The sequence below is a fragment of the Leifsonia sp. SIMBA_070 genome, assembly GCF_046534635.1.
In the GTDB taxonomy this organism is placed as follows: domain Bacteria; phylum Actinomycetota; class Actinomycetes; order Actinomycetales; family Microbacteriaceae; genus Leifsonia.
The window spans coordinates 2,361,581-2,385,701 of record NZ_JAWRYK010000001.1; the positions used below are offsets into that span (position 1 = coordinate 2,361,581).

Genomic DNA, 24,121 nt, shown 5'->3' on the forward strand with positions numbered 1-24,121 from the left:
TGTCAGATCCTTGTCGTCTTGATGGCCGTCGTCTCGAGGCGCGGGTTGAAGGAGGCCGTGACCGGCGCGGCGTCGGAGTGCTGCGGCGCGAAGTACGTCCCGATCAGGGCGATCAGGGCGAGGCCTCCGAAGAACCAGATGGCCGACCAGAAGCTCCCGGTCGTGGCGATGAGCGCGGTGGCGATCGCCGGGGACAGGCCTCCCCAGACCGCGGCGCCGATGCCGTACGAGAGCGACATCGAGGTGTAGCGCGCCTGCGGCCGGAACATCTGCGTCATCACCGTGGACAGCGGCGCCCACGCACCGCTCAGCGTGATGCGGATGACGCTGACGAAGATGTAGATCAGCGTCACCTGGTGGTTCTGGATGACCAGCACCAGCGGGATCACCGCCAGGAACGACAGGAAGGAGCCGAGCATGATCACCCGCTTGCCGCCCCACTTGTCGCCGAGGATCGCCAGCGGCAGCGTGACGAGGGCCTCGATGAAGGAGGCGACCGTCATCGCACCCAGGATGACGCCGGCGGGGAGGCCGACCTCCGGACTGGTGGCGAAGTTCTGCACGAAGGTGGTCGCGATGACGTAGCCGCCGGACGACATCGCGATGATGCAGAAGCCGAGCAGGATGGGCAGCCAGTTGTTCCGCAGGGCGAAGACGATCGGGGTGGACTGCGTGTGGCCCTCGATCTTCTCCTCGAAGACGGGGGTCTCCTCCACCCGGAGTCGCACCCAGATGCCGACGCCGATCAGCACGATGCTGAACAGGAACGGGATGCGCCAGCCCCAGGTCAGGAGGACGTCGTCGCCCATCCCCGCCAGGATCCAGAACGCACCGGAGGCCAGCAGGGCGCCCAGCGGGTTGCCGAGCTGCGTGAAACCGCCGTAGAAGGTCTTGAACTTCGCCGGCGCGCTCTCCACCGACATCAGGCTCGCTCCTCCCCACTCGCCGCCGACCGCGAGGCCCTGGGCGACGCGGAGCAGGATGAGCAGGATGGGGGCGACGATGCCGATGGAGGCGTACCCGGGCAGGCAGCCGACCAGCACGGTCGCGATGCCCATGATGAACAGGGTGAGCGTCAGGGCGCGCTTGCGGCCCAGCTTGTCGCCGATGTGGCCGAAGATGATCCCGCCCAACGGACGCATGAAGTAGGCGACCGCGTAAGTGCCGAAGGAGGCGATGGTGCCGAGGGCGTGGTTGACCTCGGGGAAGAAGACCTGGGGGAAGACGAGGGCGGCGGCGGTCGCGTAGACATAGAAGTCGTACCACTCGATGGTCGTGCCGACGACCGAGGCGAGACCGGCCCTCAACGCGCGGGCGTGCCCTCGGGGGTGCGTTGCGGAATCAGACACACGAAGCTCCTTTGCTTGGTAATGACGTGAAGTCTGGCGCGATAGTGGTGGATTGTCCAAGGGCACTTCGGCGTCTGGGGATGGGCTAGGCCGCGCTTTTGCTGCTTGTTGATGGTATTTGCTGCGCGGTTCGTCATGTTCGTGCTCGCGTTGCCGCCGATGTGCGGTCCGGTGGATGCGATTCCGGGTATTCTGCCGATATGCCGATCCGTCGCGAAACGGGCTCGCCGGAGCGCGACCTCGACTCCCTCGACAGCAGCCTGGTGCGCGCCCTCCATGAGGACGGCCGCGCCAGCATCCAGGATCTCGCACGGACGCTGGGCGTTTCGCGCGACCTGGTCTCGCGTCGGCTCGGGACGCTGATCGGCCGGGACGGCCTCCGCGTCGTCGCCGCGCTCGACCCCGGTTTCGCTGGGCTGAACGTGCTCATCCACGCCGCCGTCGCCGTCGACGGGCCGGCGCGACCGGTGGCCGCGCAGATCGCGAACCTGCCGGACACGGTGTTCGTGTCGCTGGTGGCGGGGGCGTTCCCCCTGGTCTTCGAGTCGCGGCACGGCGACCTGGAGGAGCTGCACGCGACCCTGGACGCCATCCGCCGGATCGACGGGGTGCGGCAGGTCCGGGTGAGCACCTACGACGCGCTGCTGAAGGAGTTCATCACGGCGGGGTCGGTCACGGCCGATTCGGTTGCGGATGTGCGCCTGGACAGCCTCGACCACGACCTCATCGCGATCCTGCAGGACGACGGCCGCGCCAGCTACCGCACGCTCGCCGACGCGGTCCGGCTCTCCCCCTCCTCCGCGCGCGCCCGCGTCCGCCGCCTCCTCGACGCCGGCGTCATCCGCATCGCCGCCATCGACGCGGGAGGCCTCTCGCGAAACCGGCTGGCCGTCGGCGTCGGGATCGCACTGCGCGGCGCCGCCGACGAGGTGCGGGAGTACCTGGTCGCGACGCAGGCGGTCGACCTCGCGGCGGACGCCCACGGCGCCTACGACGTGATCGCGACGATCGTCGGAACGTCGTCGGCGAACGTGCTGGCTGTGATCGAGCGGCTGCGGTCGTTCCCGCAGGTCGGGTCGCTCGACACGTGGGCGCACCTCGACATCATCAAGGAGGACTACACGCGCACGCTCGGGCGGATCGTCGGCGTGTAGGGCCGCGCCGATGGGCCGCGCGGGTCGCCGACCGGTGAGAAGATGCGCCAATCCGCGCCGAGTGGCGACATCTTCTCACCAGTCGATGGCTGGACACCGGCCTGGGCGGTAGCAGCCCGTCAGCGGTTGAGGGTCGCCTCGTACTCGTGCCCCGCCTGCCGCATCTCTTCCTCGGTGACGTGAGGGGAATCCGGGAGGAGCACGGGCCGAACTGACTCGGCGCCGCGGGTGCACAGGACGTCGTCGTGCCAGTCGCGGTTCATGGTCGGCGACCAGTCGCACGTCCATGACGCCTGGGGGCCGACTCTCGACGAGGATGCCGGGACCGGTATCCCATGATCAAGCGCCGGATCGGCATCGAGAAATCCGCCAAAAGGACGGAGGTGACCGGTCGCCCAGAGGATCGCAACCACTACTCCCGTGCCGACGACGAACAGGGCTGCGCGACGCAACCCCCGTCCTCTCCGCCTACGCATCATCGCGTTCCCGGCCACCCACTAGCGATCGACTATTCGATTCGTCGACGAGTCGACTCCGACAGCCATCCCGCTCACTGTGTCTCGAACGGTGAACATGAAGGACCCGGGTGTGAGCCCGTACTCGATCGACATGTACGGAGCGATCTTGGAGTACGTGGTGCCTGGGGAAGTCACGGTTCCGTCCGATTGAACGGCCAGCATGGATGGCAGGGTTCCCTGCGACTGCTGGTACTGGAGGACGGCACCGAAGGCTATCGCCACATGCACGAGATTCGCGTGGAGCTGGTTGCCCGGTACCACATCCGCGCCCTCGAACGGCGGCACCATCCGAACAGCTGGCGCCTGAACCTGACCGGGCTGGGCTCCGGCGATGGGGAACGCTTCGGTCGTCGACGCGCTGACCGGCTTGAGGTTCGGCACTGGCGGCACGGATCCCGGCACGTAGAAGGCGGCCAGAGACCACACGCAGAGGATGGTCCCGATGACGCCCAGAGTGCCGCCGGTAATGCTCAAGAACGCCCCGCCTCCCGAGCGGCGATATCGGACAGCGAGGAACACTGCAGACACGCCAAGGGTGGTGATCACCCAACCGGTGTAGCCGGGTCGCGAGACGGCGGCCAACGGAAGGAACACCGCGATCAGGCCGAACATGACCGAAACGAGCCCGTTCAGTGGGCGGGGCCGGCTCCGAGTCACTGGGCTCGAAGAGCCTCCGCTCCCACTGCCGTGAGCCTCCCAATATCCGGCCGGCGACCAGTCTCTCGGACCGCTCACTTCATCCCCCTCACGCCCCCACCTGTCTACCGGTGCCCTTACACGCCGATCGACCCCCAATTCGAGGAGGCATACCCGGGCCGTCTCACAGACAGAGAAGCCCCGACGAGCACAAAGCTCGCCGGGGCGTCAGAGGGATCGGGGAGTTAGCGTCAGTTCTTGGTGAGCTTGATCGTCGTCGTGGTTCCGAGAGCGCTGGCGGTGTAGCTGATGGTGTCGTCCTGGAACGTGAAGTCCTTGGTGTCGTCCTGAGACGCCAGCATCGCGGACTCGGTCGCAGCCTTGTCCCGCGTGGATGTCCACTTGTAGGGCGTCGTACCGTCGGTCGGCGCGGCGAACGTGCCCACCCAGTAGATCGACTTCGTGTCGCCGCTGTCGCCGACCCAGTTGATCGTGATGACGTCTCCGGAGATCTCGGCCTCCTGGTAGCTGTCGGCCGCCGAAGAGTTGGACTGCTTCCACGTTCCGGTGAGGTCAGGGGCCTTCGCGGCTTCCTTGGTCGGCTGGGCGGACGAGCTGCTCGCAGAGTCCGATGAGACGGAGGCCGCGGGCGGCGTGGCACTGCACCCGGCGAGAGTGATGGCTGCGGACATGGTGAAGGCGAGTGCGAAAGGTGTGAATTTGTTCATGATCCCTTCGATCGTGACAGATCGCGGCCGAGCATGAAGAACCGTTCCGGGCCCCAGTTGGAGGCACTCGCTGGAACGAGATCACTAGTGACGATTCGTCACTTTCCTGTCATCCTGGCCACAACACCTCCAGACGCCGCAACGAGGGGAACCGTCATGGATGCGCTTCCGATTGTCTACTGCCGCGGCTACGCCGGGCCCACCAGCAACATCGACTCGACGGTCGACGACCCCTTCTACGGCTTCAACGAGGGCGCCACCCACACCCGCGTCGACGGTGACGGCGATCCTCGCTTCTACCAGTTCGAGGGTCCGCTGCTGCGCCTGATGGGTGAGCACGACTACAAGCTGCTGGTCCGCGGGAGCCAGGCCGAGCTGCTGGCCGATGCCGTCGACGCGAGCCTCGACCCCAAGACGATCTGGGTGAGCCGCTTCTACGACGTGGCAGCGACCACCTTCGTCCCCGACCCCACCGAGCACGAGAACCCGGTCGAAAGGTTCATCGACCGGGTCAAGCACGGCATCCACGACCATCTGACGGCCGACGGCTTCGACATCGAGCGAGCCGCGACGGAGCTCTACAACCTGATCACCACGGTGATCGACAAGACGGAGGGTCACCCGAAGGTCAACCTTGTCGCGCACTCCATGGGCGGGCTCGTCGCGCGCTGCATGATGCAGAAGATCTGCGAGACCCCGGACGAGCACGGCAACCCGCGCCGCCATGCCACGGACATCGTCGCGCGGCTCTTCACCTACGCCACACCGCACGGCGGGATCAACTTCACCGGCGGCCTCCTGAACTGGGCGATGGAGACCTTCGGTCCGGATGGATCCCAGATCTTCTCGCCGCCCAAGATGTACGGGTACCTCACCAAGGGGGCGAAGTTCGGCGACACTCCCCCGGCGGGCCTCACGCCGCCCTGGGACCCGCGCATCATCCCTGCGGACATCTTCGACACCGACAACGTCTTCTGCCTGATCGGGACCGACCAGCAGGACTACGGCATCTCGAAGGACCTGGTCGGACCACAGAGCGATGGCCTCGTGCAGATCCAGAACGCGTACGTGAAGAATGCGCACCGAGCCTTCGTCTACAAGTCGCATTCCGGGCGCTACGGCGAGGTGAACTCTGAGGAGGGGTACCAGAACCTGGCGCGCTTCCTCTTCGGCACGTGGGCGGTGAAGGTGGAGTTGTCCGGGATGCCGCACAGGGACGACCTCGCGAACGGGGTCGCGTGGCAGGCGGACATGCGGCTGGCGATCCGCGGACTGTCGGTGCTGATGACCGAGCAGACGGCTGCCCACTACTGTCCCATCCAGTTGAACGAGGTCCGCGATCCCAGCGCGACGGACAGCATCGACACACCGGTGCCGCTGGTCGGAACGTTCCTGCTGCAGAAGGAACCGCCGGACGACCTAGGCCCAACCCTTGTCGCCGAAGACGGCGACGCCACCACCCCCGCGGACGCCCCTGCGCCGGCCCTCGCGGCGACCTCCGACCAGCTCTCCCGCTACGCGCTGAGCCTCAAGGTCTACCAGGTGGAGACGAGCCGCCGTACCGGCGCCTTCGACTTCAGCGACCACCTGGAGCAGGTGGGCGACTGGAACGACGTGCTCATCGTGGATGTCGGACGCCCCTCTCCCGATGCACCCTTCGGCGTCTGGACCGGCTGGAACACCGAAGTCGCGGGCCCGATCGCGGAACGGGCGCAGATGCCGAACCTCCTCGACCTGCCCCAGCAGGCGAACGGCGCGGTCCGAGTCGGCCGGGTGCCGCTCCCGCAGCGAGCCCTGACGCTGCCGATCTTCGACGGGAACACGGAACTGCTGATCACGATCTCGGAACGGGGTTGACCCTCCGCTCCCGCGCTAACGCCCCTGACGCTTCTTGTACGGTTTCGGCTGGCCTTTCACCGCCGGGGCACGTCCCTTGCCCTTCGACGCCTTGGCTTTGCCGCCCGCCGGCCTGGCCGGCTTCTCGGCTGGGGCGGGTGCCGCAGCGATCTCGTCCCGCGCCGTGACAAGAAAGAGGTCTCCGGCTTTGGTCAGCCGGGTTCCGCTGGGGTCGCGGACGAAGAGTGGAGTCCCCACCTCCTCTTCGAGCTTCGCGATCGACGAGTAGAGGGAGGCGAGGGGTATGCCGAGCCGGCTCGCGGCACGCGGGAAATGGAGTTCCTCGGCGACCGCGACGAACCGGACGAGCAGGTCGATATTCATGACGTCATCCTCACGGGCAGACGCGGACGCTGCGGCCCTCGAAGGTGACGATGTCGCCGACCTGCAACTGGCGTCCCCGACGGCGGTCGACCTCGCCGTTCACGGTCACGTACCCGTCGATGATCGCCTCTTTCACGTCTCCACCGGACTCGAGGACTCCGGCGAACTTCAGGAACTGCCCGAGGCGGATGCCGTCACCGCCGATCGAGACGTCATCGATGGGAGCCGAGTTCGTCATCCCCGAATGCTAACCCACCGACGTCGGCTCAGCCCTCCACGTACTGGAGGCCGACGGCCGACTCGAGGGTCGCGCTGGCCGCATGTAGCGAGACGCCCCAGGTCTGGTCGCCCACGATGCCGTCGGAAGTGACACCGCCCCAACTCTGGAACGCCTCCACCGAGGCGCGGGTGTGTGGACCGAAGATCCCGTCGATCCCTTGAGGAGTGACCCCTCCCCACTGGTCGGCGCCATTCGTGAGGATCGTCTGCAGACTCGACACGACCGGCCCGGTCGATCCTTCCTGGAGCACCGGCATCGGGCCGCCGTCAGGGAGCGCCGCCCACGTGAGCGGGCCGACGATCCCGTCAGCAACCAGTCCGGCACCCTGCTGGAACTCGACGACGGCCGCATGGGTCGCCGGGCCGAAGATCCCGTCCACGACGATGCTCAAGTTCGGTGTTCGCCGCAGTGCTCGCTGCAGCCTCCGGACGGCGTTGCCGCTGTCGCCCTGCTGCACAGTGGGTTGCCCTGGATTCGACATGATCGCGTTCCTCCCCCGAGCGCGGTGGCGAAGTCCGGGCGGAGGTCGGTGCACCGGCGTTCTGCGTGAAGTGTCCCAGACCGCGCTGTCTACGGCAACGCGTCAGCGGCGATTGCCGGTCACAGTGCCGATCGCTCTGCGAGGAGACTGTTCCGGTAGCGGTACATCACGAATCGGGTGGTCCGGGAGCCGGGGACCAGGTGGAAGATGTCCACCAGTTGCGGATCTGCGGCGGCGCGGATCGCGACTCGTTCTGGAGGGTCGGATCCGTCAGCGAAGACGTCGACGAGGACGTCGCCGATCTCCGCGGCGTCATAGGTCAGCAGTGCCCGGAAGGTGAACACGGTGGATGGCTCCTTGGTCCACACGAATTGCCGGGGTCCGGGGCATGTGCACACAGTTTCCCACCTGCCGGCCGGATTCGCTAGCAGTAGCGAACACCCACGCGCACCTCACCGACGCTCTGAACGTTGCCGAGCGCATCTGGCGCCGGTGGTCGGGAGCCAGCAGACTGTATTGGTGACCACTTCAGCGGCCTCGCGCGAGACCCGACGCCAGCTGCGTCATTGGGGCCGGCACGCCGAGAGCTACGACACCAAGATCGCGAAGGTCGAGGGGACGATGCTCGCCGGCACGCGAGAGTGGATCGGCGAGCGGGCCACCGGCCGCGTGCTCGAAGTGGCCATCGGGGGCGGCCGCAGCCTCCCGTACTACCGGGACGACGTGTCGCTGGTCGGGGTGGACCTCAGCCCGGAGATGCTCACGATCGCACGCCGCCGAGCCGACGAGCTCGGCCGCGACGTGGACCTGCACGAGGGCGACGCCGAGAACCTCCCATTCGCCGACTCGTCATTCGACACGGTGGTGTGTGCGCTCGCGCTCTGCTCGATTCCCCGCCCGCAGATCGCTGTGGCCGAGATGGCGCGCGTCGTCGTGCCGGGAGGCTCGGTGGTCATCGTCGACCACGTCCGCAGCAGCGTGCCCGTGATCCGGGCCGGGCAGTGGATGCTCGAGCGGTTCACCATCCCGCTGCAGGGCGAGCACCTGACGCGACGGCACCTCGATGAGGTCACGGCGGCGGGTCTGTCGGTCGTGGAGGACGAGCGGCTCCGTTCAGGCTCGGTGGAGCGCATCCACGCCGTGCGGCCTGCACGGTAGAGACCGGACCGCTTCCGCGGCACCGCCGGTGTCCGAGGTGCGTGCGACCCTTCTCTCGACGAGCGGGAACGGAGGGCGGATGCGAGGCGAGGCGACCGTGCTGCATGCCGACCTTGATGCGTTCTACGCCTCGGTCGAGCAACGGGACGCGCCCGGACTGCGCGGCCGTCCCGTCATCGTCGGCGGCGGGGTCGTGCTGGCGGCGAGCTACGAGGCCAAAGCGCGCGGCGTGCGCACCGCGATGGGCGGCCGGCAGGCACGGGAGCTGTGTCCGGACGCCGTGGTCGTTCCGCCGCGGATGGATGCCTACTCCACCGCGAGCAAAGAGGTGTTCGCGATCTTCCGCGACACCACCCCGCTCGTCGAGGGGCTCTCGATCGACGAAGCATTTCTGGAGGTCGGAGGGCTCAGACGTATCGCCGGCACGCCGGAGCAGATCGCGACGCGACTGCGGGAGCGGGTACGTGCAGAGGTAGGTCTCGCCATCTCCGTCGGAATCGCACGCACGAAGTTCTTGGCAAAAGTCGCCAGCGCGGTGAGCAAGCCGGACGGACTACTTGTGGTCGAACCGGAGAGGGAACAGGAATTCCTGCTCCCTCTCCCCGTGGAGCGGTTGTGGGGAGTCGGCGCCGTCACAGCCGACAAGCTGCACCGGCTCGGCATCCGCACCGTCGGTCAGCTCGCCGAACTCGAAGAGTCCGCGGCCGAGAGGCTGCTCGGGAGGGCGACCGGGGCGCACCTCCACGCCCTGGCCCGGCTGCGCGATCCGCGCCCGGTGAACGCGACGCGGCGACGCGGATCCATCGGCTCTCAACGTGCGCTCGGAAACCGCCCACGCTCGAGCGAAGAACTCGACCTCATCCTCACTCAGATCGTCGATCGGCTCGCCCGCCGGCTCCGTGACGGCGATCGCACCTGCCGGACGGTCGTGCTGCGCCTCCGGTACGGCGACTTCAGCAAGGCCACGAGGTCGCGCACCGTCGGCCTGCCGACGGACCGGACCTCCGTGCTGCTCACCATCGCCCGAGGCCTCCTCGCTGCCGTTCAGCCGGAGATCACGGAACGCGGAATCACACTCATCGGTGTCTCGCTCTCGCACCTGGGGCGAGCCGACAGCTTTCAGCCGGAACTGCCCATCGACTGGGAAGACGGGGCGCGCCTGGACACCGTGCTCGACGCCGTCCGCGACCGCTTCGGCGCCGCCTCGGTCGCTCGGGCAGCGCAACTCGGTCGGGATCCGGGCTGGTCGGCCCCGCTGCTGCCCGAGCACGAATGACACGAGGACGCCCTGCCGGGCGCCGGGTGGTGCCCCTGGAGGGACTCGAAAACTGCGACCACCCTTTAAGCACCGTTCCCGTGATGCCAAAATCCGCGGAATTCCGCGCTCTTTGAGGGCTCAGTGATGACTGCGATCACATGTGAACTCGCCCGATTGTGGGCAAAATGTGGGCAAAAACCGTTGCGTCGATCCACGTGCAGAATGCCAGCCCACGACTTGCCCATTGGACGTGGGCACCGGCCCGGCAGATCCGCACTAACCTACGACCTGGAACCGGTCGATCGACCGACGTGGGACGGAGAGACGTGACCGCTGAGGCTGCCCATCAACTCTACGGTCCGTGGGAGGACCATATCGACTCTTGGATCGAGCTACAGCGCTGGCTGAACGACGTAACAGAGGGTTATCCCGGGCTGCAGTTAGTGTGGCGTGGTGCACGTCGAGCAGAGTGGGGCATGACGAACTCGCTTTATAGGGCCCTTCAAGATGTGCTCAAGGCGGCACCTACCGAGGACGATATGGTGCTCGCTGAGGCGAACACCCTCAAGCTTGCCCGACGCGAGTGGCGCTTTGATCACTTGGCAGCTCTGGAGTTGATGGCACATCTGCAACACCTGGGTGGTCCCACACGGCTTCTCGATGTCAGCGTCAATCCTCTTATCGCGACCTGGTTCGCCGTGGAAAGAAATGAAGCCGACGATCGATTTGACGGGCGGTTGTTCGCATTCAGCGTTGACCGCAGAATCGAGCTGGCTCCAGAGCACAACGGTCGTTTCCCGCGGTGGCACACGTATAGAACGGAATCCACGAGGCGCCAACGCCGTTGGGGCACCGGGGATGGACGTCGCTTATGGCTACCTCCCGCGTACAACACGAGAATTTCTGCACAGAACTCGGCATTCGTACTGGACGGTGTACCGTCTGCCGACGCCACACCTCCGCGCCTCCAGACAGGTGCGTCGGAGAAGTGGGACGCCCAGACGCTCCGAAGCGTCTCATCGTACAACTTTCGTCCCAGCTCACGTCACGGAACACGTACCGCTTCTCCGGTCTTCACCGCCAGGGTCAGCAAGAGCTGTAAGCAGGAAATACGTAGAGCGATCGAGGACCGATACGGATACAACGCGGCAAGTCTGTATTCGGATTTGGGTGGGCTTGCAACTTATGTCGCAAGACGGCCCGAAGTTCTTCTCGACAGGTCGAAGACAACGTAGAAGGTAGGTGCGCCAGGATGATGCAGCTGCCACTGCTGGCCCAACCCTCGGCTCTTCGCAACCGTTAGGCCCGCAACGGGCGCGACTCCTTCGCTATCTGGGCACGGCAGAGGGCGCGATCCGATACTGCGGTCGCCACTAGAAGGGGAGACCAGAAGCCTTGTGGAGCAACTCAAGTAGCTCCCCCGCAAGGGACTTGGTTCCTTCCGTTACCGCATTAGACACGCCCGCCACGAAGGGCGCGAGAACACCCTTCAAGGTTGTGAAAGTCCTTCTCAGAAATGCAGGACGAACTGAGTCCGTGTCGAGTTCGTGGCGAATTTCGTTGACCTGTTGTTCCACGAGTTCCGCATCTTCAGGAGAGAGGGGCAACTGCGCGAACTTCACCGAGATTTCTGTGATTGCTCGCTGGAGAGCCTCCAAAGTGTGTGCATCAAGACCCACGTGGTTTTCTTGGGTGACGTGCTGATTCCTGTTGGCAAAGTTGGTCACAGTTCCAGAGACATTGATCGCGTCTCCAATGTGTACAACCGAGAATGGCCGGCTCGCCTCCTCCGATACATTCGTCATCCTGTGCTCTTGCTCCATCCGTCGTACCACCGCTTTCCCGAGTACCTCCCAGTAGTCTGCTGGACTGGCGACTGACCGAAAGGCGCGCAGCCGACTCTTTCCTAAGTCGACGTGTCGTCCCTCGTCCTGAAACCAGACCGGAGTGCCGTGCTCCTGCCGCAACATCTGCACGAACATCAGCCGCGGAAACCAGAGGTCGGGTTTCGAAGGCACGACCGCATTGTCCGGAAGCAGCGAGTGTAGGTCGACGATCGAGCTCTCGCTGAGGGTTTCAGATTTGGCTGCCAGGTCGCTAAGCCATGACATGAGCTCTTCGAAGAGCATCAGCGCTACTTGGTCCGTACTGGCTACGGTCGCTAGTCCCGCAAACGTCAACCCAACCACGCTTTCGTGATGAGGAAACCGATTTGGCTCGGGCCACCACAGCCTGCCGTATCCGATCTCGTAGTGTGTTGCGACCCTGCCACCATCGGACGCCCTCGGGAGTTCCCTAAAGATCGACTCAGCTGCATCTTCGTCGAGTGAAGGGTAGCTCTGATAAAGAGACCGTAGGAGCATCCCGGCTCTAGGCCAAGGCAGCATCCTTCTCGAGTAGGAGTGCAGGCGAACGTGACGCCATACAGTCGATAAGAGATGCGCCTCGTATTCAGCCGGCGGGGCAGTAAGCGGGCTGTCGAACAGTAGCTGCCGGGACATCTGCATTTCCTTCAAGAGGATATCGGTCTGTCCGCCTCCGCGCTGCTTCAGCTTAGAACCCCGATTGCTCGCGTCGGCCGTCGCTCTTCGCGGAGTCGTGCACTACGTAGGTCAGCCTCGAAGTTGTTCATCGCTGTGTTCTTCTGGTCGATAGAAGCAAATTTGTACCTGGCGCTGATTACCTCTCGAAGGTACGCGCGTATTTTCGACCGTTGTTCGTCCTGCAATCGATCATCGACGATGTAGGCGTAGCGAGCGAACGTGGCGATGAACGACGCCGAGAACCAGCTCTTCACGGCTAGTTCATCGAAGTCAGCCAGAGTGTCGATCCACTTTGTGGATCGACCCGCGAAGAGCGTAACTGTACGCATCATCGCGGCCCACGCGCCGAGCTCGACACTATCTGTCTTGAACTCCATCAGGAGGCGATCCAGGGTGGGCGAGCTTAGGCAATAACTTAGGCCGCTATATGTCACGTGCGCCGGCACCACCCGCAGGACGGAGTGCTTGAAAGCTTCAAGATCCTCAGGCTTCGCATCTGGGTCGTCGTATAGCTTCTCAATGACCTCATCGAGGTAGGGCTCAGCGGCGAGTTCCGCCTGCCACAGGTCGAGAAACATAACCCAAGCTTGGAGCAGGCGACCGAGGTAATGGCGCTTGGCGTCCTGGTCGCGGATCTCGTCGGAATCGCGTAAGACCCGAGAAGCGAGGTCCACAACGAGCATGGCGACCCGGGCGGGTGAAAGGTCTTCGAGCCGAGCTGCAAGGAACGCGGGCCGGTCCGAATCGTCTGACCCGTCGTAATAAACAGTGCGTTCCGAATCGCGATCCACTGCCGTGTCAGTCGCCGCGGGCTCCTCGTCCTCCTGCTCCACCGCCAGCATGTCGCGGAACAACGTACCCGGGGCGTCTTGCCTGCGAACGCTGGCAAAAATAGACCCGGATGGTTGCTGAACCACGATTCGATCGAGCTCCTTCGCAACGATGTCGAGCACCTCGGTGTCGTTGCGCGCCATAGCCGCATACATTCGGACGATTGAGGCCAGCTCAAGCGGCGACGCGAAGATAAGGTTCCGGAACTCTGGATCGTCTTTAGCAGCTATCCCGGCGAGCAATTCAAGATAGATCGCTCGTTGGAAGCGGATGGTGTTGCCCGGACCGGTACTTAGGATGCGGCGTTGCTTCAGGTCGTCGAGGACAACGTCAACCGCGTACGACCATCCAAGGTCATCGAACAACTTCGTGATCCAGCGCGCTACCTCGTCATATGGCGCCTTATCCTCGCGCGCCTCGACAAGTTTGCGGGCGAGATGCTCGATGACCACACGCTTGTTGCGGAGGCTCATGCCTGACGAGACTGTCACGCGATAGAACTCCCCGTGCAGGAGGAGGTTCAGGTACTCATCAAGCACGGCCATCTCTGAGTCCTGGTTCTTCAAAGTCTTGCCGCTGCTTAGCAGCTCGAGCAACAAAGTGATAGTGAACGGGGTGCGTGGCAAGTGCTTGTCCCTGATGATGACCATTACCGCGCTGACATAGCGCTGCTCCTGACCTGGAGCAACGCGACGTGCAATTTGTGCCGCCTCGGCGTCGCTGAAGCGGCCTAGATAGACGATCTCAATGTCGTTGACACCGTTTTCTGTAAGCGCCTTCGCGATTTCAACGGCGTCGGACTGAGGAACACCAACCACCTTGAGGCAAGCCTCGTTGCGTGCCAAATCGGCGATGGACTTGTCGAAGCGAGCCGAAGACTCGTACGAGAGGTTGTCGACGCCGAGGACGAGTGTGGCCTGTTCTTCTCCCTTCGACACCCCCCAGTCGGCATATACCCGCAGAACCTCCTTCGTGATGGGGGAAGGGCCCGATCCGAAGGGGCGATCAATCAGCACGCCGTGGGTTCCGGCCCGCTCCTCGACGGCTTCGTGAATCAGCCATTCGAGGGCCGTGGTGATGCCGCTGTTCTCTACGCCGGCGACGAGAACGACCTTGCCTGATGCGATGAGCGCCTTCATGTCGAGGGGCTCGAGCTGCTTGGATTCTGGTTCGACCACTGCGTTCGTCGCGTACTGGTCGTGTGGTTCCGGCAGGAAGACCGGAGGGATGATGAGATCTTCAAAACGCTTCTCGTCGAGCACTTCGTTCTCACGCCACAGCGTGGAATTGTCTCGCACCTGTCGGAGCAGGCGCTCTTGACCGCGAAGTCGCCGATCGACTTGACCGATGGTGATCGTTTCGGGCGCCAGGCGTTTGAGGAAGGTCGCTAAGTCTTCGTGCTGCTCTCCATAAGGCACGTCCACAATCGCATCGAGTTCGCTCTCCGGCCGATACTCGTCGGCTCTGCAGAGTTTGAAGTGCGCAAACGCGGCGGTGGCGTTTGTTGTGGCGAACCGCTCCACCATCGGCTTGAAGTTCGGATCATCGAGCCCTGCACCGAAGCCGACGAACAAGAAATTCTTCATCGCAAAAGCGCTGCTTTGTAGCGCTTGAGCCGCTGGATCGCTGACGACCCGGTGATAGTCGATCTCGTCGAAGATCACGCTGTCGGGCGCGTTCCAGAGCCCGTGCAAATGACCAACTGCGTTGGAGGTGCCCATAGCGATGTCTCGCATCTGTGCGGGGGTCTGCCAAGTGGACGAGCCTCGGTTCAAAGCCCGCTCAAGTAGGTCATCGTAGTTAGTCGTGAACAGCGGTACGGCCAGGGCGCCGAGCGCGTCGGCAACATCACTGTTCGTCGGCTCTAATTCCCCAACGGTGGTTGCGAGCCATCGACCATACCTGTCAACTGAAGCACGTTTGAGCTCAACTCTGATCGCCGACGCAATCGCCAGCAGGTCCTCCACCCGACCGTCCTCGTGATACAACTCAAGCTGTTGACTGAGCAGCGCAGCTCGACGTTCGTCGACGTTCTTCACATGATGGATTCCGTGCTCGAGGAGGCCGATCCACGAGCTAGTCGGAGCACTTCCCGAAAGAGCAGAGCTCACGCCGGTACCGGTAACGACCACAAGCTGACGACGGTGTACGGCTTCGGCCAACTTCTCTGCTGCAAGCATGCTTCATCCTTTCGTGAGCCGCGTGGAATCAGCGAGGCCCCACTTCAGGGTGGGAATCGGGATAACTCCTGTGCGCACTCGACCGATTTCGCCTCAACGCACACGGTCGACGAGCGGCGGCAATGTCCGCTGTAATCCGACTTCGTCGATCGGAAACTCTGGCGGCGATGCGGTCTCTAGTCCAAGGCGACCACGGTGTCGTACAGCCCGTATTGCCGCAGACCTTGGTGGGATGCGATGCCCGTATAGGACAGGGACGCATCTTCGTACCTACGGAAGGCAAAGACGGCTGCGTTCATGTGGGCCGCGTTGAAGACCCCAAGGGAAACAAGAAGATCAAAATCCTCGACGGTGAGACCCGTCACCGTTTTGAAGAGTGCCGGCTCGAGCTTAGTAATTACGTCCTTTAGCGTGTTCTCGCGGTAGTCGGTCAAGTACATAAACGCTGGAATGCGGGTGGCGAACTTGATCAGCTTTTCTTGAATCAGCTTGCGCTTGGACTTGTACTCCTTCTCCTCGTCGGTGAGTTGCTTCTTGCGTTCACCGTCGAGGCCGTCACCTTGACTCTTCTTCGTTGCCTTCACCGACTCCGAGAGGTTGACTACGGTTTCGAAGACGTCGGCACCGAGCTTTCTGAAACCCTCGATGTTCATGACGGCTTCCATCGCCGCATTGCTACTCATGATCCGCCGGAGGGTGTCGTTGTCCACATTCACGAGAATCGCGGACTCCCACTTCCGAGCGAGAAGTGTTGCCGAGGTTCCTGCCATCGCAATATCGAGAATGCCTCCTGCATCCACCTGCCGCATCTGAGCGCCGTCATACGCAAGAACGGGCAGAAACGACACCAATTCCTCGACGGCCCTTTCCGGATTTGGCTCGTCGGGCGACAGCCCGATCCCGTACTCAGACAGCTGCTGCAGAGCCCTTGTGGGGGCAAAGTCAAAGACAAAACAGGCCGGCTTTACGACCTCCTGCTCTGTTGGGTTATCTCCATTCGGGTTGCGAATGGCCCAAGGAGATTGAACGCGAAACGCCGCCTGGAAGTACGTCTCAGGCGATTTGAGGTTGCGGAGCATCAGGATCGACGACCATTGGGGCACAGTAACGCCCGTTGTGAGCTTTCCGCACGACAATGTGATGGTCTTGGTATCTACCCCATTGCCAATCGCATCCCTCACCGGTCCGAGAGCCTCGATGCCTACGCCCGCGCCCGCACCTGCGACTACGAGCACCTTGTAGTCGTGCCAGAAGGCATTTTGCTTCTCAGCGAGCAGATTTGCCATCGCGTAGCACGCTGCGACATTCGGTAGGAACCAAAACGAGTGTTGTAGATATGGCAAGAGGCGAACGTCAGAGTAGGGGAATGGCGGGCGCGTTCCGCTTTTGAGCGCGTCGATCGAGGAGGGTAGGTGCTGACCCCGAATGATGTCTAGCCACTTCTGGACGTCGCCTTTGTGTTCAAACTCGGCTTCGGAGGTGTGGCCTTTGGCGGAAAAGAACGAGTTAAGGTCGAATTCGTCGAATTCACCTTGGTTGGCTACGGCGATGAGCTCGTCGGGCATCTGGTAAGTCAGAAGTCGCATCTCGGGCAGCGCCGAATATGGGTTCAACTTGGATGGGTTCTGCTCGGCGAATCGACTCTTCGCCTTTTGCTCGTCGGTGTACGTCCAGTTGAAAATCTGCTCTTCGATGAATTCCCCGGATGCCAGAGCCTTGAACGGCGTCCCGGAGAGGTAGAGGTACGCGCGCGTAGTGATTGGAAGGAAGTCGTCCTCATTCCCGCTCAACTCGTCAAGAGCCTCGTCGAACACTGCGAGACCCTCGCCAAACTCGCCCTGCAACTCCTTCTTAGCCTCTGTGGACTCTTCGCCCTCGAAGAGCTCCTTCGCACTGTCTCGCCAGGCGCCATAGTGATACTCGTCAAAGATGACCAGATCCCAGGGGATGCCATGGATCCATGCGTTTTTTGGTTTGATCGTCCCGGTGACCTTGTCGCGGCCGAGCAAGTCCTGGAAAGACCCGAAGTAGACGAGTGGACGCTTGAGGTTGACGGTGCTCGGATCCACGCCTGAGGAACGGGATAGATATTGCCAGCCGTCGAAGTCCTGGTGCGACAACAAATCGGTTGCCCACGCATCTTCAACCGCTGGCTTAAACGTAACCACGAGTACGCGCGTCGCACCGAGACGCTTGGCCAGCTGATAGCTGGCGAAAGTCTTACCGAAGCGCATTTTCGCGTTCCAGAGGAACCGAGGCACGGCATGAATATCCTCCTTCCAAATGGAATGGAAGTAGTCGTGCGTTTTATCGACCGCCTCGCGCTGCTCCCGCCTCATCTGGAAGTTGTCGTGATGCGTACCTTCGAGCAACTTGCCCTCTCGGAGCTCCGCGATCGCCGTCATCACATCTGCGACCGAGCATTCCATCCACTCGAGCATCGGATTCGCGAATCCTTTGGACTTGAGCCGTTCCCGAACGTCGAAGTCCCGGAAGTACGAGCCGTCGTCGCGGATTGCTGATTCGTCGACCTCAATCGCAAAATTTGTTACAGCAGCCGTCTTGAGTTGTTGAGCAACTCTCTTGGTCACTGCTTGAGTGGTCTGTCCCACCTTCAGCCAGCCGGCATGCAGTTCATCATTAATCGAGTACGCGTATATCCGCAGTTGCCCGTCTGGTTTGGGCGGAAGCAACTCATCGAGCGGCCTACTCATCGGTGGCTACCGTTTGAGCATCATCGTGCTCTGCCACCTGCGACTCAACGAAGGCAATCTCCGCTTCAGTCAGGCCATATCGCTTGTACAGCTTTGCGTCTGTCCACTCGACGTCGACCGGCAAATCCGGCACAAACGAATAGACGTCCCGATTTGCGTGTTGAGTGGATTTCCTCAAGGACACCAGGAACCGCACGAAACGAGTCCGGAGGTACGTGGCAAAGCGGAGAGCCTCCGGCTCTGAGGCGAACCTGCCTGCGACCAAATAAGTCTCGGTGCACGCCGTCTCTGGCCCAGCGATGATCGGCTTGCTGAGGAACTTGGTCTCTACCGCGGCACTGGTCCCCTGGACCGCGGTCATTAGGACTTTCCAGTCATCGACCCAACCAACGTTCTGCGGGATATCGTTCCGTTCGACCCAAGAGATCTTCTGCGAGCCGAAAAGCTTGACCGGATCCTTCAAGCCCACATCGGTCGTATTGCCGTGGAAAAACGTACGCAATCCGAAAGGCTTACCAGCTGACACGGTCGCTTCGAGCGTCTTCTCATGCCTGGCTTTCACCTTTTCGAGAATGGATACTGCTTCGTTCCGGCGTACGAGCACGTCATAAGCATCGAGGTAACGTTCCGCCGGTTCACCGAGGGGTTTTCCATCCCACATAGTTTGGATGGTGCACGGGCCGTCGTAATCCCGCTCCCAAAGGAAATATGAGATGCCCCCGCGAATCTTGACGCCGGGGAACCCGTCGTACAACTTCGGGTAATCCACGATGTTTCGGATCTTGTGTGACTTGAGCATGCGATCCCGATACTTGTCGAGACCTCGGCCCCCCGCGAACCAACGTGAGGGCGTGACCATGACAACGTACTTCGGGTCTAGGGCGAAAGCGTTCTCGACAAAGTGCTGGTAGATGGGGGTCGCGGAGTTGTTATGGCCGCCGTCGTCGAGTTGATAGGGAGGGTTTCCGATGATGACGTCGAAGTGCACGCCGGCTCCAAATAGTTTGGCCACTAGGGCTTCTGTGTTCTTGGTATGGATGAACGCATACGCGTGAGTCTCTAGGGCGTCCCCCCGGGCGTATTCATTCTTGTTTGCGCCGCAGTAAGCGCAACGATCGCCGACCCACGTGTGCTCGGTGCGCTCGAACCACACGTTTCCGTCGGAAGATTCGAAGCTCGTTGCGATCGAATGCGGCCCATTTGCGGCCTTTGAACAGTAGAGGCTTCGCCTCGCGAGCATTGCGGTGAGCTGGGTAATGCCGATGCCATAAACCTGCTTGGTAAGGATGTGGTCAATGCGATCCAGCAGATTTGGAATTTCGGTGGCGAGGCCGCGATTTAGGCGAGACGTAATCTCCCGCAAAAACACGCCTGACTTCGTGGACGGATCGAGAAACGTGACCGTGGGATCCGCCCAAAGACTCGCCCCGCCGTGCGATTCGGCCCACGCCGTCTCCAAGGTGTCCAACATGAGGTTGGCGAATTCGGGCGGAGTGAAAATCTCGTCGCTTGAGAGGTTCGCGATACAACTCAGGACGTCTGGGTTACGTCCCTTGGCGGCCAATAGTGCGTTGCTCACGCTGCCATCTCCTCAACCGTCATTGGTGGATAGGTCCGGGCCGGGCTGAAGACTTCCTGTTCTTCCAGGTGATCCCAGAGGGTGCCCTGGAATGACGCTCGCTGCGTGAGGCTGTCGTAACGAAAATCACGGCGCTGGAAGCGACCTTTACCGAGATAGCTCCACTCCGGAAAGACAATGGGAGCTTGGTCGGCCATGCTCATGCTTAGCGCATCGGCTTGGACAATATTGGACGCGACCACCCGTTCAGCGGCGCGATACAGCGGATCCGAGGGCTCGAGCCTGAGGAAGCCAGCGAAAACGCTGAGGAGGTTGGCTCGGCACTCCTCGGCGTTGTCGGAGAGTAGCTCGATACCGTAGATGCACATCAGACCCAACAATGCGTAGTGACGCTTCTCGAACTCGCTGCGCCCGTACCGGGCTTCAACCGTACGAAGCTTGCGGGTGAGGACTGGCACGAGGAAATTGCCGCTGCCCGAAGCCGGCTCGAGTACACGAGAGTCGATGCGCTCAGCCTCGGCTTTCACCAAGTCGAGCATGTCTTCGACCATGCCAGCGGGAGTGAACACCTCCCCGTGGTCGGCGACTCGCTGCTTCGACCTCACAATCGGCGCTCCGGGGTGGTCTTCCGACGTCATCTGATACTCCTCCCGACGAGCCGTTCCTAGCGTAGTGCGGTCTCGAGACATTCCAGCAATCGAAAGGTCACCGGATCGATGCCGGTCGGAGCCACCAAGAAAACCCCCGGTCCAATGCGGACTCCGGGGGTTTTTCGTTGCTGCGACGAGGCCGCCGAATGCCGTTTGACTACGTTTTGACTACAACTTATTTCGCCACGGGAGCGAATTCAGCGATGCGCGTCAGCTGAGGCCCCGCGGACGAGCGCGTCGTAGATCGGCTTCAGTTCCATGACCGGGATCTTGTCGAGTTCCATGAAGTCGTACAAGAGCAGCCCTAGTCTTCCTCGTTGAATGCTTGACATCCGCAAATCAAAGCGTGGGATGCGGGGCCCTTCGGCGCTCTTCTCGCGCGGAAATATGATCAAGCGACTCCCGTTGAGCATGGTCGTAAAAGCTTCGGTTACCGCCCAATCGTTCCAGTTCTCTGCCGTCCCAACGTAATCAGCGTCGGGCAGGCCTAGCTCCTCGGGTCGACCCACAATCGATAGAAGCTGCATATCGAGCCAACTCATCGATTCGGCCGCCCCGATCAATTCGTTCAGGACATAGACATCCATGCCCTGAAGGAACGGCATTCGAGCCAGGAGGTTCGCGTAGTAGGGAAGCTTTCGTTCCTGGTGCTCGTCCTTTGCAGCAATAAGAACGCCCTCAACTACTTCATCGGCATCCGAGCGTTCCCCATCGAAGAATCCGTCCGTGCGCAGCTCCATGCCCAGCGCTTGGTTTGCCATCACCCCGCCAGCGGCCATGACCAGAACCGCTCCTACGCGTTCCTCCTGTCTGGGGCTTAGCGCACGTCTCGCAAGCTCGTTGCCGATCTGAGCGAAAGACTCGCCAGCGACAGCGCCCGCTACGGGGTCACCGAGCAGCCCAGACATGGCACCAGCCACGCCAGCACCAACAATTGCGACGGCGGATTGGGCGAAGCGCGTCCAGCCAGTTTGCTCATCGGTCACAACGTGCAATCTATCCGTCGAGCCTCGCTTCTGATCGCAAGGACGACGGCGACAGGTGCCGCTGGCCGGCTGTCGACGATCGAGCAGCCTGAGCGTCTAGGGCGTTCGCGACGTCGTCAAGGTCATCGTCGAAGAGGTCCGCGTAGACTTACAGGGTCATCGCTGCGGATGGGTGGCCGAGCATCCGCTGAACCGACTTCACATTCGCTCCTACAGAGTGTTCGTCAGGCGACCGTCGCGAATGGCATACCTGAGAATCCCCGCCACCACGAGATGAATCTGTCGAACCATTGACGGCCCCAGCACCTGCGAGAGATCTCCGATCCACGCCTGGACGTCACCATGCCGGACATCGACGAGCCGCGTACTGCCCCAGCGCGGCAGGACGTACTTGTCCAGGTGAAAGCGATAACCGGAGCGGGTCGTCGGCTTCACCTGCACTTGGGCGCTGAACCACTCCTCTGCCACCGCAGAGAGAGGCGTGCGAGCTTTGCTCGGATCGACCCACTCCCCCTTGACCTTAGAAATCTCGACCGACGCGAGGAACAGTTCGGCTGCACGTTTCGTCGTGAAGCCGCGCTTCATCGTGTTGCGGTGGTCGGGCGTGCGGTACTGAACGCGATATCGCTTGCCGGCGGCCGTTTCGTAGGACTTGACCGAACCCACTCGGCATCACCTCGTTTCCCAATTCGATTGTCCGCCGAGCTACCGACCTAAGCTTGCGCGGCGACCGATGTGCCAACCACGGCCGTCGTCGGCAGGGTCACCTCTTGTCGCACCTGAGGCAGCCGACTCAGTGACACGAACGGGACGCACGCCGCCTCTCCGCGGACAACGCGGCCAGCCGGCCGATCAGTGTGCGGGTCCGCGGCGATCGGCCACCCGTCCGCCGCGTACCGGATCACCGTCTCCACACATTCCTTCTACTTCTCCGCCGTCGGAAACACTGACCCGACCACCCCGATCAGTTCGCCCTGCAGCTCCGGACCCATGGTGCTCGCATCGTCAACGAATACCCGCATCACACTCACTCCCTACGTCGGTCGTTCTTGTTTGCCTTCCGGCGGAGAGATCGATGGCGAGCGAGAGAGGCGGGAATGCCGGGACCGTGGAATACCGGAGCGAGCGAAGCGAGTGAGCATATGCCGTGAAAGCCCGGCACGGACGCACCGGGAACGAGCTACGATCGGCAGCCGCAAAGACAGACAAAACGGGCAAGAACAGTGCCGCCGCAGGCGGCTCCGCCCAAACAGCATGCGGCCATCTCGGGCGCGGCGAACACCGGGTAAGGTGACTCGGACCTGTCTGCGCGGCTTGTGGCATAACCGAGAACGGCTGCGCTTTCTCAGTGCAGTGTGGGCTGTCCGATCGTTCATCGTAGGTCGCTGACGCACCTTGCCGTTTCCAACCGCGCTCTGACGCGCCCTCCGGGTTTTACCGCTTGGCCGCCCCGTCGCCGACCAAGCGAAGCGAAAGGATCGCGCGGAAGCCGCGGTCGTGCCGTCAAGTGAGCCCCAGAAAACCTCGCAACTAGGACTCATTGACGCCGTCTCCGCGATGAGGCACCCTAGCCTCGGGCTACGATCTGCCGAAGTCGACCACACCAGCGGCAGAGCAGCGTTGTTTGGAGGGAATTGTCCATGGAGTTGGGTAGCGACGTATCAGATGCGATTGAACAATTACGAGCGGATTTGCAGAGCGCGCTTGAGCAAGGGGCAAGCGCGCCACTCCATTTTGCCCTCGGCCCAATCGAGTTGACACTCGAACTCGTTGCGTCGCGACAGGCCGGTGGAAAGATCGGATGGTCGATTCTCGGAGTTGATGGCTCTCGCAGCGGATCAACTACCCACTCAGTGAAACTAACCCTGCAGCCAATGCTGCAGGATCAAACCGGACACTTCACTCCTGACTTCACCGTTGCCTCCGAAGTTGACGAAGCCGCTCCGCGATTTGGTCCTTAGCGCCGTCGCAGTCAAGATGCGGAGGAATTGGCGAGCCAAATGAGTGGCGTTCGGGCTGATCGAGTTGTCGGAGTGGTCTCCACACTTCCCTCGGGCCGGCGAATCGTCGGCGCAGGTTACCTTCTGGATGAGCGCCGAATTCTCACCGCTGCACATACTCTGCGCGGCCGAGGGTTGCGTTACAAGCCAACATCAATCGAGGTCACCCGCTTGAGCGATGGGGCCCGGTGCACAGCGCAAGCGGGTCCTTTTTCGGGTGCGTTAGACATCGCTCTGGCCATAGCACCAGCCAACGCGTGGCCCTCTTGGACGCCAGGAAGTTCGCCGACATTCGGAATGGTCCGTCGCGACCAAACGGAGCTCCTTCGCGATTGTCATGCTGTCGGTTTTCCCGATTGGCAGGCCGAGCAGGGGTCCCCGAGCAGGCCGGCCGCCGAGGTGCATGGAGAAATTCGAGCGCTTGAGGGAGCCGAAATGGGTCGACTAGTGCTCCGAGACCTCGCGCTAGCTGGTGTCGGCAACCTCACCGACGCACGCGACACCGCGCAGCCGGGAGCGAGCACGGTTTGGAAGGGATTCTCGGGCGCGGCGGTGTTCCATCGAGGGCTATTGCTCGGAGTCGTGGTTGAACACCATACGAGTCAGGGAGCATCGGCTCTCCAAGTGGCCCCAGTGGTATCCCTGACGTCCTCTGCTGCGCCTGCGGACAGCGCGGAGTTGACTGCCGAATTGGGGCTATTAGGTATCGATCACCTAGCCGTCGCTGGAGCCGAGCGGCTAGATCTACTTGCAGACTTCACCGTCTCAGGACGACTCCCGTTCGCAGGCGAGCTGAACCCGTATAGCCTCGGCAGTTCCCCGTCTCGTCATGGGAACCGCCTTACATACCACCAGA

General features: G+C 62.4%; 21 protein-coding genes. 6 read left to right on the top strand and 15 right to left on the bottom strand.

Translation table 11 applies throughout. The features are described from left to right. Window positions 1-2: 2 nt before the first annotated feature. On the bottom strand, window positions 3-1,349 hold the full coding sequence (locus SB754_RS11105) for an MFS transporter (RefSeq protein WP_410782380.1): 1,347 nt from the start codon (window positions 1,347-1,349) through the stop codon (window positions 3-5). Window positions 1,350-1,549: 200 nt separating this feature from the next. Here SB754_RS11105 and SB754_RS11110 point away from each other — a divergent pair, with 200 nt between their 5' ends. Beyond that, the gene (locus SB754_RS11110) at window positions 1,550-2,503 is read left to right on the top strand and encodes an Lrp/AsnC family transcriptional regulator (RefSeq protein ID WP_410782381.1); all 954 of its coding nucleotides are present in this window, start codon (window positions 1,550-1,552) and stop codon (window positions 2,501-2,503) included. Between the two features lie 119 nt (window positions 2,504-2,622). Here SB754_RS11110 and SB754_RS11115 read toward each other — a convergent pair whose 3' ends face one another. The 3 genes from SB754_RS11115 to SB754_RS11125 all read right to left on the bottom strand — a co-directional run bounded on the left by SB754_RS11115 (window position 2,623) and on the right by SB754_RS11125 (window position 4,385). Next, entirely contained in the window at window positions 2,623-2,766 is a 144-nt protein-coding gene (locus SB754_RS11115) for a hypothetical protein (RefSeq protein ID WP_410782382.1), read from the bottom strand. A gap of 234 nt (window positions 2,767-3,000) precedes the next feature. Next, entirely contained in the window at window positions 3,001-3,633 is a 633-nt protein-coding gene (locus SB754_RS11120) for a hypothetical protein (protein ID WP_410782383.1), read from the bottom strand. 275 nt (window positions 3,634-3,908) lie between these two features. Further along, complete coding sequence (locus SB754_RS11125) at window positions 3,909-4,385, bottom strand: hypothetical protein (protein ID WP_410782384.1); 477 nt, start codon at window positions 4,383-4,385, stop codon at window positions 3,909-3,911. 156 nt (window positions 4,386-4,541) lie between these two features. Here SB754_RS11125 and SB754_RS11130 point away from each other — a divergent pair, with 156 nt between their 5' ends. Further along, window positions 4,542-6,242, top strand: coding sequence for an esterase/lipase family protein (locus SB754_RS11130; RefSeq protein ID WP_410782385.1), 1,701 nt, complete (start codon window positions 4,542-4,544; stop codon window positions 6,240-6,242). Between the two features lie 15 nt (window positions 6,243-6,257). Here the strand turns inward: SB754_RS11130 and SB754_RS11135 are convergent, their stop codons facing one another. The 4 genes from SB754_RS11135 to SB754_RS11150 form a co-directional block, all read right to left on the bottom strand. Next, window positions 6,258-6,605: a LysR family transcriptional regulator gene (locus SB754_RS11135; protein WP_410782386.1), complete on the bottom strand. Its 348-nt coding sequence runs from the start codon at window positions 6,603-6,605 to the stop codon at window positions 6,258-6,260. Between the two features lie 10 nt (window positions 6,606-6,615). Then, window positions 6,616-6,843 carry an RNA-binding S4 domain-containing protein gene (locus SB754_RS11140; RefSeq protein ID WP_410782387.1) on the bottom strand — a complete coding sequence of 76 codons (228 nt, stop codon included), beginning with the start codon at window positions 6,841-6,843 and terminating at the stop codon, window positions 6,616-6,618. Between the two features lie 28 nt (window positions 6,844-6,871). Next, on the bottom strand, window positions 6,872-7,366 hold the full coding sequence (locus SB754_RS11145) for a peptidoglycan-binding domain-containing protein (protein WP_410782388.1): 495 nt from the start codon (window positions 7,364-7,366) through the stop codon (window positions 6,872-6,874). Between the two features lie 119 nt (window positions 7,367-7,485). Next, the gene (locus tag SB754_RS11150; RefSeq protein WP_410782389.1) at window positions 7,486-7,710 is read right to left on the bottom strand and encodes a hypothetical protein; all 225 of its coding nucleotides are present in this window, start codon (window positions 7,708-7,710) and stop codon (window positions 7,486-7,488) included. A 175-nt stretch (window positions 7,711-7,885) separates the two neighbouring features. Between SB754_RS11150 and SB754_RS11155 the strand changes: the two genes are divergently transcribed. The 3 genes from SB754_RS11155 (at window position 7,886) to SB754_RS11165 (ending at window position 11,017) form a co-directional block, all read left to right on the top strand. Continuing rightward, window positions 7,886-8,524: a class I SAM-dependent methyltransferase gene (locus SB754_RS11155; RefSeq protein WP_410782390.1), complete on the top strand. Its 639-nt coding sequence runs from the start codon at window positions 7,886-7,888 to the stop codon at window positions 8,522-8,524. A gap of 79 nt (window positions 8,525-8,603) precedes the next feature. Then, a complete protein-coding gene (dinB, locus tag SB754_RS11160; protein ID WP_410782391.1) occupies window positions 8,604-9,800 on the top strand; it encodes a DNA polymerase IV in 1,197 nt (398 codons plus the stop codon). A 167-nt stretch (window positions 9,801-9,967) separates the two neighbouring features. Then, window positions 9,968-11,017 carry an FRG domain-containing protein gene (locus SB754_RS11165; RefSeq protein WP_410782392.1) on the top strand — a complete coding sequence of 350 codons (1,050 nt, stop codon included), beginning with the start codon at window positions 9,968-9,970 and terminating at the stop codon, window positions 11,015-11,017. Between the two features lie 138 nt (window positions 11,018-11,155). Here the strand turns inward: SB754_RS11165 and SB754_RS11170 are convergent, their stop codons facing one another. From SB754_RS11170 to SB754_RS11200, 7 genes are all read right to left on the bottom strand, one after another. Continuing rightward, window positions 11,156-12,283, bottom strand: coding sequence for a hypothetical protein (locus SB754_RS11170; protein WP_410782393.1), 1,128 nt, complete (start codon window positions 12,281-12,283; stop codon window positions 11,156-11,158). Window positions 12,284-12,330: 47 nt separating this feature from the next. Further along, on the bottom strand, window positions 12,331-15,336 hold the full coding sequence (locus tag SB754_RS11175; RefSeq protein WP_410782394.1) for an SIR2 family protein: 3,006 nt from the start codon (window positions 15,334-15,336) through the stop codon (window positions 12,331-12,333). A 176-nt stretch (window positions 15,337-15,512) separates the two neighbouring features. Then, window positions 15,513-18,050 (bottom strand): restriction endonuclease, encoded by a 2,538-nt coding sequence (locus SB754_RS11180; protein ID WP_410782395.1) that lies wholly within the window; start codon window positions 18,048-18,050, stop codon window positions 15,513-15,515. After that, window positions 18,043-19,629 (bottom strand): Eco57I restriction-modification methylase domain-containing protein, encoded by a 1,587-nt coding sequence (locus SB754_RS11185; protein WP_410782397.1) that lies wholly within the window; start codon window positions 19,627-19,629, stop codon window positions 18,043-18,045. Before SB754_RS11185 ends, SB754_RS11180 begins: the two co-directional genes overlap by 8 nt. Continuing rightward, window positions 19,626-20,267 (bottom strand): N-6 DNA methylase, encoded by a 642-nt coding sequence (locus tag SB754_RS11190; protein ID WP_410782398.1) that lies wholly within the window; start codon window positions 20,265-20,267, stop codon window positions 19,626-19,628. Before SB754_RS11190 ends, SB754_RS11185 begins: the two co-directional genes overlap by 4 nt. Before the next feature lie 209 nt (window positions 20,268-20,476). Continuing rightward, window positions 20,477-21,265, bottom strand: a complete 789-nt coding sequence (locus tag SB754_RS11195) for a hypothetical protein (protein ID WP_410782399.1) — start codon at window positions 21,263-21,265, stop codon at window positions 20,477-20,479. 210 nt (window positions 21,266-21,475) lie between these two features. Then, complete coding sequence (locus tag SB754_RS11200; protein WP_410782400.1) at window positions 21,476-21,931, bottom strand: phage integrase central domain-containing protein; 456 nt, start codon at window positions 21,929-21,931, stop codon at window positions 21,476-21,478. 974 nt (window positions 21,932-22,905) lie between these two features. On the opposite strand from SB754_RS11200, the gene SB754_RS11205 reads away from it, so the two are divergent. Further along, on the top strand, window positions 22,906-23,226 hold the full coding sequence (locus SB754_RS11205; RefSeq protein WP_410782402.1) for a trypco2 family protein: 321 nt from the start codon (window positions 22,906-22,908) through the stop codon (window positions 23,224-23,226). Window positions 23,227-24,121: the final 895 nt, after the last annotated feature.

Coding starts and splice junctions, on each gene's coding strand:
- SB754_RS11135 (WP_410782386.1), bottom strand. CDS start 6,605: ATGAATATCGACCTGCTCGTCCGGTTCGTCGCGGTCGCCGAGGAACTC.
- SB754_RS11170 (WP_410782393.1), bottom strand. CDS start 12,283: ATGTCCCGGCAGCTACTGTTCGACAGCCCGCTTACTGCCCCGCCGGCT.
- SB754_RS11205 (WP_410782402.1), top strand. CDS start 22,906: ATGGAGTTGGGTAGCGACGTATCAGATGCGATTGAACAATTACGAGCG.
- SB754_RS11120 (WP_410782383.1), bottom strand. CDS start 3,633: ATGTTCGGCCTGATCGCGGTGTTCCTTCCGTTGGCCGCCGTCTCGCGA.
- SB754_RS11175 (WP_410782394.1), bottom strand. CDS start 15,336: ATGCTTGCAGCAGAGAAGTTGGCCGAAGCCGTACACCGTCGTCAGCTT.
- SB754_RS11125 (WP_410782384.1), bottom strand. CDS start 4,385: ATGAACAAATTCACACCTTTCGCACTCGCCTTCACCATGTCCGCAGCC.
- SB754_RS11130 (WP_410782385.1), top strand. CDS start 4,542: ATGGATGCGCTTCCGATTGTCTACTGCCGCGGCTACGCCGGGCCCACC.
- SB754_RS11145 (WP_410782388.1), bottom strand. CDS start 7,366: ATGTCGAATCCAGGGCAACCCACTGTGCAGCAGGGCGACAGCGGCAAC.
- SB754_RS11140 (WP_410782387.1), bottom strand. CDS start 6,843: ATGACGAACTCGGCTCCCATCGATGACGTCTCGATCGGCGGTGACGGC.
- dinB (WP_410782391.1), top strand. CDS start 8,604: ATGCGAGGCGAGGCGACCGTGCTGCATGCCGACCTTGATGCGTTCTAC.
- SB754_RS11180 (WP_410782395.1), bottom strand. CDS start 18,050: ATGAGTAGGCCGCTCGATGAGTTGCTTCCGCCCAAACCAGACGGGCAA.
- SB754_RS11115 (WP_410782382.1), bottom strand. CDS start 2,766: ATGAACCGCGACTGGCACGACGACGTCCTGTGCACCCGCGGCGCCGAG.
- SB754_RS11110 (WP_410782381.1), top strand. CDS start 1,550: ATGCCGATCCGTCGCGAAACGGGCTCGCCGGAGCGCGACCTCGACTCC.
- SB754_RS11165 (WP_410782392.1), top strand. CDS start 9,968: ATGTGGGCAAAAACCGTTGCGTCGATCCACGTGCAGAATGCCAGCCCA.
- SB754_RS11190 (WP_410782398.1), bottom strand. CDS start 20,267: ATGACGTCGGAAGACCACCCCGGAGCGCCGATTGTGAGGTCGAAGCAG.